Here is a 6613-nt window from a genome sequence, read left to right as displayed (position 1 = left end):
GCCACCCTGCGGGCGTCCCCGAAGCGAACTCAGCGCTGCCGTGCTGAACACGGCATACGGTCAACCCTTGTCGAGTTCCCACAACGCGGGCTGTAGTTCGACAAGGCCGTCCGGCTGGTCTTGCAGCCACCGCTCGAGCTCGTCGGTCACTGCCAGCGGTTCGGCGACAATATGATTCTGTCCGTCGCGTCGGGTGACTCACCGAATCCGAACAAGATGTCCGCCCACGGGGAACTGTCGTCGATGAGCGCACGCATCGTTTCCCGCTGTTTATCCGCAGTCCATCGAGTCGGCGCGACGCATATGGAGTTCGCGTCATAGAGTCGATGGAGCACTGCCGTTGCGGCGCTACGATCCGTTACCAGAAACACGAAAACATAACTGCCATCTTCTATTTCGACGGACCTTCTCGAAACGAGAACGCCCGAACTGCGCAGCTCCTTCTCTTCGTCCGTCCACGCCCTCCGCGGATCCGGATACCCGACCCACCCACCGGAAGGGGGATCGCACGGTACCACCGGGCGGTCAACAGACTCGCCCGGTGCCGGCGACCGATCGAGGAGCTCCACGTCGCTCAGTTCTATTGCTCGACCCTGCCAGCGACCACGAATCGCCACCCAAGGGCTCGCGGGGTCCACCTGCGTCACTAGGTCCTCCGCAGTCGAACCCGTCAACGCAATTGCGGTATCCGACAGCCCTTCTGGCGGCTCGAAGCCCGCACCCATGAAATAGGGCTTACCATCATCGATGGCAACAGCGCCGTGTCCCGCAATCTCGACACCATCACCGAAGAGCTGCCGGTCCAACATGACGATCTCCTCGCACCTCGGTCGATCAGTTCGCTACCCGGTCCGTAATCCCGTCGTCCGCATACAAAACGAAGGTGTTCGGCCCCTCCTGCTTGCAGGTGTAGTAGATCGACCCGCTTGCCTCACCAGCGTAGACGCAGGTCCGTAGCTCCGAGAAGGTTCCCATCTTCACCACGGATGCCGAAGCCGAACCTGCACCCACCGTCGCCGACAGCGCTCCCGCCATCACGATTCCGGTGACCACAGCCATAATCTTCTTACGCACAATCCTTGTTCCCCTCTGTTCGAGATCTGTCGTCGGCCCCAGGGGCCCTATTCGTTGATGTACAGGTGCCACAGTCCATTCCGCTCGCCCCTGCATGAGTACTGGTTGGTCGCCCCCTCATCGATCAAAGCCAGGCCCGCCTCGGCGCACGCCAGCGATGACGGGTAGTAGGCGTACGGCAGCATCACCGCGTTAGCGACGCCGGTGCCGATGCCGAACATTGCAGCGATCGTCACAGCGACCGCAGCCACCATGCTTCGAACTCGAGTGAACATCGAAATACCTCCGGGTTGAACGCGTTTCGTGACACGGTCCCAGGTCGATCACCGATCCGGACAGCTGCTCGACGGAGCGGGCTCGTGCTTCGGATGGAAAGTGAATCGTTACTGATGCTAAGACAGTAACGATCGGTCTGTCTAGTCTTCGTAGAAGAAACGTTTACGAAACATTTGTCCATCGATGTCGCACCATGCAGTGCTTTCGCGATGTGCCAACGACTTCCAGCGCTACCGCGACACTGAACGTGGTCGGTCTGCGTCGCTCCCGCACAATCACCCGCCGAGCTCCACAACCGGGAGGTGGCCAGATCCGAAGGTCGACGAGCGATCGGTGCTCCGCCTGTCGGCGGTGCCGGCCACCCTGCGGGCGTCCCCCGAACCGAACTCCGCTGCGCTCCGCACCGTGAAAAGACATCGAATTTCTTGTCGCACATCTGGCTCCCGGCGATACTGCATCACCCGTGCCCGCCGCCTCAACCCCTCGCTCCGCTCCGCTACGGCCAAGGCTCCGAACACTTTTCGTCCCGCAGTCGCTGCGCTCCCGCGAAAACTGTCCGAGACGAGGGGTTGCCCCGTCGTCCCCGTGCACTGCCTTCTCTCCTCACGCCAGAAACGGCGAAAAAACGTGGGGAGGACGCAAGACCGACCCGTCACCAGTTCCGAAGGGCAGCAACAGTTATGACCGAGACCACGAACACCGAGACCGTTACCTGCATCGCGGACGGCCCCAACTGCACCGGTGACGTCGAATACCGGGACGCACTGTCCGGAACCGGGGTCGCGCACCCGAGATGCGACAAGCACTGGCAAGACCGCCTCGACCTCGAGGACGATCTCCGACGCCGCTACCCGGCCCACGCACCCGCCGACTTCGACCCCACCTACGCAGGCGAGCACCGGGACGAGGACTACTGACCCGGCCCGCTCACCACCCCCAATCCGACCGACCCGACCGAGGAGTACAAGCGATGACCACCAACGACAACGACGACTACTGGACCATCTACGACAAGGCCCTCGACGCGGCCGCCGACTGCCGGAGCGTCGAATCCCTGATCGACACCCTGAACCGCTACTACCCGCCCTCGTCCGGAGTCGCGTTCTTCCCCAACGGAGCCGACCGCGACCTACTCGGCACCCTCACCGACGCCGGACACTTCGATACCGTCTGGGTCCAAGCGGACTACCACTTCGCACTCCGTGACGGCCGCGGAGACGGGTTCACCTACATCGAAGGCGACATCATCCGCGGAAGCTCACGCCGGTAACCGACCGCCCCGGTGCCATATCCCGGCACCGGGGCCACCTACCCCGCCCCACCTGGAAGGAACGCCCCTGATGCCCGCTCAAGCAGTGGGTCACCCTGATCGTCGGTGCCCTCGCCGTCGTCGGCGTCGCCCTGACCGTCCGCCAACGCACCGTGGCGGACAAACGCGCGCAAGCCTGGCAGCGGATCACCTGGTGCCTCGACCACACAGTCAGCACGGACGACGCCGAAGCTGCCCTGGGGTGGGATATCTACGGGGCGGTCACAGATTCGCCACTCATATCCAGAACAGAACAGGACGTTCTCGTTGCCGTTGCCGATCGCGCCCTCCGACGCGCACTGGCGCAACCCTCTGAATACGAGGACACTGACAATCGAGTCGATGAGCTGGAGGAACCGCGATGACCACCACCGAGGAACGCAAGATCAAAGCCGGGCGTCCGGAAGTCGCCGCGGCCGCCGCTCGCGCATCGATCGCAATCCGTGAACGCAACGGGCGTGAGGTACCTCAGTGGATTCGCGACGCCGCAGCGGGACGACCCACCGTCCCGCCGCCCGAATAGCGCGGCCTCTCGACACTCGAACGCTCGCACTCCCCTCGCGGAAGTGCGGGCGTTCGTCGTTGATTGTCCGTTTCGGCACCGCCCGCCCAATTGTCGGGTGGTCCACTTCCGCGTGTTTGCTCCCATCGCTCTACCCCGTCAGTCGTCGCCATAGAGCTGCGCACGCCTACCTGCCGCTACCGATCCCCTTGCCCGACCACCTTCGATCCCTGCCACCGGCGCACCCCGAGTTTCGAAGCGATACTTCGACACCTTCGCGCTGCGCTCCATGTCGATCACACCGAGCGATTCCCGATCCCGAGGCGCTCGCGCGGGTTGCCCCAGACGGTCGTCTCGCCGACGTCCTCGAGTATCACGAAGTCGTCCTCGCCGTCGACGGCATGAGCTGCATCGGGCATCGAAGCAGATTCCGGTCCGGAACCTCCGGCGTCCGGTCCGGATAGTCGAACTCGCCTCTGATCAGCGGTTTCGTGTTGACGGGGGTGGTGGTGTGCGGCCGTAGATGGCTGACTCGAGTTGCAACCCGACACCGGGGGCATCATCCGATTCAGAAAGGCCTGACATGGACAACACCACGAATCACTCGACCGCCCCGGCCGTCGGGCGCACTACTGGTTGACCGATCCGGCGGGACCGATCCGTAACCACCTGTGCGACGGACCACCCCGGGTGCCGATCCATCGTGGGTTCAGCGACAGTTCCGCTGATCTCTACGCCGCCGCCGATCTCGTGGTGCTGCCGTCGTCGTGGGAAGGTTGGGGGCTGCCGGTACTCGAGGCCGCCGCGGCCGGGAAGCCGATTGCGGCGGGGCCCTATCCGGTGCTGAGCGAGATCCGCGAACTCGGCGTGACGGTGTTCGATCCCTCCGACATCGCATCGATTCGGGCATTGCTCGACGACCCCGATGCGCTGCGCGCGATGGCAGCCCGCAACGTCACGGCCGCCTCGGCCCGCTCGACCGCGACCCTCCCCGCCGTACTGTCGGACCTCATCGGTGGCGCGCGAGCCTTGATGCGTACGCGGCGGCCCGAGGAACCCTGCGCAGTCGCCGCCGCGACAACGCGGACGGACACGACGGACGTCGATGTCCAACTCCGCCGGAGCTCTTGATCCCGAATACGTATCAGCAGGTGATCTACGTCAGGCCGCACACTCTCGCAGCTCGTTCACAGTCGACGCAAAGATGCCGGTGGGTTCGATCGAGATCCCGTCGAACACCTGGCAGTACTCGTCGTCTCGCCAGAAGAACACCGAGCGCGACAGTGGGCTCGGTGTGTCGCGCGAGAACACGTCGGCCAGTTCGGCGAGCTCGGCTGCTGCCGCGAGCGCCACGTCGGCGTTGCGCGGCCGGTGGAAAACGAACTCGTAGGCATTGGGAACGACGAACAATACGCCGTACAGACATTCGCCGAGGTGCGCGGAGGTCAGCTTGGTCATATCGGCAACCTTCGACGCGAGGTAGATCGAATCACCGCTGAGGACCTCGATGTCGATGCTGTTTCTGCTGAGAATTCGGCCGTCCTCGAACTTCAGCGCTGCGGTGTTCCTTCGGCCGGCTGCCCAGGCGGCGTTCAGGTCTCGGCCGACGAGATGCCGATCTGCCAGTGTCACAGCGCGATTCGGAGAAGACAGGTTCAGTACCCGTCGCGGTGCGCCCGGCACGTCGAGTAGTGGGACGGAATACTCGTACTCGCACTCACCCATAGCCGCCAGGGCGGACGGAGCGATGACGCGCTCGCGCAGCCTCGAGTGGAATTCGTCGTCCGACAATCCGGTGAAGAACGTGGGATCCGCCTCACGCATCGTCTCGATCATGAGGTCGACATGGCCGGCGATGATGCCGTCCCACGCCGATCGACTCACCCCGGAGCACCGGGCGAACAAATTGTTCAGTGACATGCGAACGCCCGAGCCCACCGCCAAAGTTGTCGCGTCCTCGCGGTGAACCACCACCCCACGCTTGCGAAATGCTTCGATCGTCTTCATCCGCACGATGGCGAATGTGGTCGCATGAACTGCGCCGTAGTCAGGCAAAGAATGAAATTTCATGAAGTCGTCCCCCCGGTCGGTGTGTGCTCTCGAGGTGTTCGACGCGGCGGCTGCCACAATGGTTCCCATGCCGTCCAACGCTTCTGCAACCGGTCTCTGTAACTTCGTCGACGTCTCGCCGTCCCCGTTTCACGTGTGTCGGACGGTGTCGGTGCAGCTCGAGGACGCCGGTTTCGTACGCCTCGAGGAGGCCGATGCCTGGCCGACGGAGCCAGGCCGCTACTACCTCGTTCGAGGCGGATCACTCGTCGCGTGGAGTACCGAGCAGGACGGTCCCTTCCGCATTGTCGGCGGGCACACCGACAGCCCCAACCTCCGCGTGAAGCAGCATCCCGATCTGCAATCAGCGGGCTGGCAGATGGTGGGCCTCGAACCGTACGGCGGTGCCTGGCTCAACTCCTGGCTCGATCGCGATCTGGGTATCTCCGGTCGGTTGAGTGTGCGCGACGGCAACACGGCCCGCGAGGTACTGGTGAAGGTAGACGAGCCCATTCTGCGAGTTCCGCAGCTGGCAATCCACCTGTCCGAGGATCGCAAGGGCGTCACCCTCGATCCGCAGCGACACGTCAATGCCATTTGGGGCGTGGGCAATTCACCGCAGTCGTTCATCGCCTACGTTGCCGTGCGAGAAGGCGTCGACCCGCATTCGGTACTGGTTGGGAGTTGATGACGCACGACCTCGCGCCCAGTGCCGTCGTGGGCGTCGAATCCGAACTGGTCAGTGCGCCCCGTCTGGACAACCAAGGAACCTGCTACGCCGGAACCCAGGCTTTGCTTGCCGCAGTGGACAATCCGACCGCCGTCACTCCGGTGCTGGCACTGTTCGACCACGAGGAAGTCGGCAGCATGTCCGACCGTGGCGCATTCTCGGATCTGCTGAACACAGTGCTCGAGCGCATCGTGCTGGGACGAGGCGGTGGGCGTGAGGAGTTCCTGCGCACGATGGCCGGATCCATCTGTGCATCAGGCGATATGGCGCACGCGACGCATCCCAACTACCCGGATCGGCACGAGCCCGCACACCGCATCGAACTCGGTGGGGGACCGGTGCTCAAGGTCAACCAGAACCTGCGCTACGCAACGGATTCCGCGGGTGCGGGTGCCTTCGCGCTCGCCTGCGATCAGGCCGGAGTTCCGTTGCAGCGCTACGTACATCGCGCCGATCTGCCGTGCGGATCGACCATCGGACCCATCACCGCGTCGCGCACCGGCCTGTCGACGGTGGACGTCGGCGCAGCTCAGCTGGCCATGCACTCATCGCGAGAATTGATGGGAGCTGCCGACGTGAAGTCCTACGCCGACGCGCTGGCAGCATTCCTCGCCCCTGCCTGAGCTCGATCGGCGGCGCAAACGCGCGCGCATTCGTCAGGTGCGCGCGGATT

The 6613-nt window shown here is 64.0% G+C and carries 9 protein-coding genes and 1 pseudogene; 5 read left to right on the top strand and 5 right to left on the bottom strand.

Annotated elements, in window-relative coordinates:
• Positions 1–146: 146 nt before the first annotated feature.
• Genes RHBS_RS22335 through RHBS_RS22325 form a run of 3 tightly spaced genes read right to left on the bottom strand, consistent with a single transcriptional unit; the run spans position 147 to position 1349 of the window.
• Positions 147–809, bottom strand: a complete 663-nt coding sequence (locus RHBS_RS22335) for a hypothetical protein (RefSeq protein ID WP_128646453.1) — start codon at positions 807–809, stop codon at positions 147–149.
• Between the two features lie 25 nt (positions 810–834).
• Positions 835–1074 carry a hypothetical protein gene (locus tag RHBS_RS22330; RefSeq protein ID WP_128646452.1) on the bottom strand — a complete coding sequence of 80 codons (240 nt, stop codon included), beginning with the start codon at positions 1072–1074 and terminating at the stop codon, positions 835–837.
• Positions 1075–1121: 47 nt separating this feature from the next.
• The gene (locus tag RHBS_RS22325) at positions 1122–1349 is read right to left on the bottom strand and encodes a hypothetical protein (protein WP_128646451.1); all 228 of its coding nucleotides are present in this window, start codon (positions 1347–1349) and stop codon (positions 1122–1124) included.
• Positions 1350–2030: 681 nt separating this feature from the next.
• Here RHBS_RS22325 and RHBS_RS22320 point away from each other — a divergent pair.
• From RHBS_RS22320 to RHBS_RS29220, 3 genes are all read left to right on the top strand, one after another.
• The gene (locus tag RHBS_RS22320) at positions 2031–2267 is read left to right on the top strand and encodes a hypothetical protein (protein ID WP_121870807.1); all 237 of its coding nucleotides are present in this window, start codon (positions 2031–2033) and stop codon (positions 2265–2267) included.
• Between the two features lie 53 nt (positions 2268–2320).
• Positions 2321–2620: a hypothetical protein gene (locus tag RHBS_RS22315; protein ID WP_121870806.1), complete on the top strand. Its 300-nt coding sequence runs from the start codon at positions 2321–2323 to the stop codon at positions 2618–2620.
• Between the two features lie 400 nt (positions 2621–3020).
• Positions 3021–3182 (top strand): hypothetical protein, encoded by a 162-nt coding sequence (locus RHBS_RS29220; protein ID WP_179273649.1) that lies wholly within the window; start codon positions 3021–3023, stop codon positions 3180–3182.
• A 275-nt stretch (positions 3183–3457) separates the two neighbouring features.
• Here RHBS_RS29220 and RHBS_RS31640 read toward each other — a convergent pair whose 3' ends face one another.
• A complete protein-coding gene (locus RHBS_RS31640) occupies positions 3458–3580 on the bottom strand; it encodes a hypothetical protein (RefSeq protein WP_259468008.1) in 123 nt (40 codons plus the stop codon).
• A gap of 271 nt (positions 3581–3851) precedes the next feature.
• Between RHBS_RS31640 and RHBS_RS22305 the strand changes: the two genes are divergently transcribed.
• Positions 3852–4292, top strand: coding sequence for a glycosyltransferase (locus RHBS_RS22305; protein ID WP_183130236.1), 441 nt, complete (start codon positions 3852–3854; stop codon positions 4290–4292).
• A gap of 30 nt (positions 4293–4322) precedes the next feature.
• Here the strand turns inward: RHBS_RS22305 and RHBS_RS22300 are convergent, their stop codons facing one another.
• Entirely contained in the window at positions 4323–5231 is a 909-nt protein-coding gene (locus RHBS_RS22300) for a hypothetical protein (RefSeq protein WP_183130235.1), read from the bottom strand.
• A 67-nt stretch (positions 5232–5298) separates the two neighbouring features.
• Between RHBS_RS22300 and RHBS_RS22295 the strand changes: the two are divergent.
• Positions 5299–6563 (top strand): annotated as a pseudogene (locus RHBS_RS22295) (M18 family aminopeptidase).
• The last annotated feature ends 50 nt before the right edge of the window (positions 6564–6613 follow it).

The sequence above is a fragment of the Rhodococcus sp. BS-15 genome, from assembly GCF_000813105.1.
Lineage (GTDB): Bacteria > Actinomycetota > Actinomycetes > Mycobacteriales > Mycobacteriaceae > Rhodococcoides.
This window is presented reverse-complemented; position numbering and strand designations above follow the sequence as displayed.

Bases quoted from the DNA above. Each gene is read 5' to 3' on its own strand.
- RHBS_RS22320 (WP_121870807.1), top strand. From the start codon at position 2,031: ATGACCGAGACCACGAACACCGAGACCGTTACCTGCATCGCGGACGGC.
- RHBS_RS22335 (WP_128646453.1), bottom strand. From the start codon at position 809: ATGTTGGACCGGCAGCTCTTCGGTGATGGTGTCGAGATTGCGGGACAC.
- RHBS_RS22315 (WP_121870806.1), top strand. From the start codon at position 2,321: ATGACCACCAACGACAACGACGACTACTGGACCATCTACGACAAGGCC.
- RHBS_RS31640 (WP_259468008.1), bottom strand. From the start codon at position 3,580: ATGCCCGATGCAGCTCATGCCGTCGACGGCGAGGACGACTTCGTGATA.
- RHBS_RS22325 (WP_128646451.1), bottom strand. From the start codon at position 1,349: ATGTTCACTCGAGTTCGAAGCATGGTGGCTGCGGTCGCTGTGACGATC.
- RHBS_RS22300 (WP_183130235.1), bottom strand. From the start codon at position 5,231: ATGAAATTTCATTCTTTGCCTGACTACGGCGCAGTTCATGCGACCACA.
- RHBS_RS29220 (WP_179273649.1), top strand. From the start codon at position 3,021: ATGACCACCACCGAGGAACGCAAGATCAAAGCCGGGCGTCCGGAAGTC.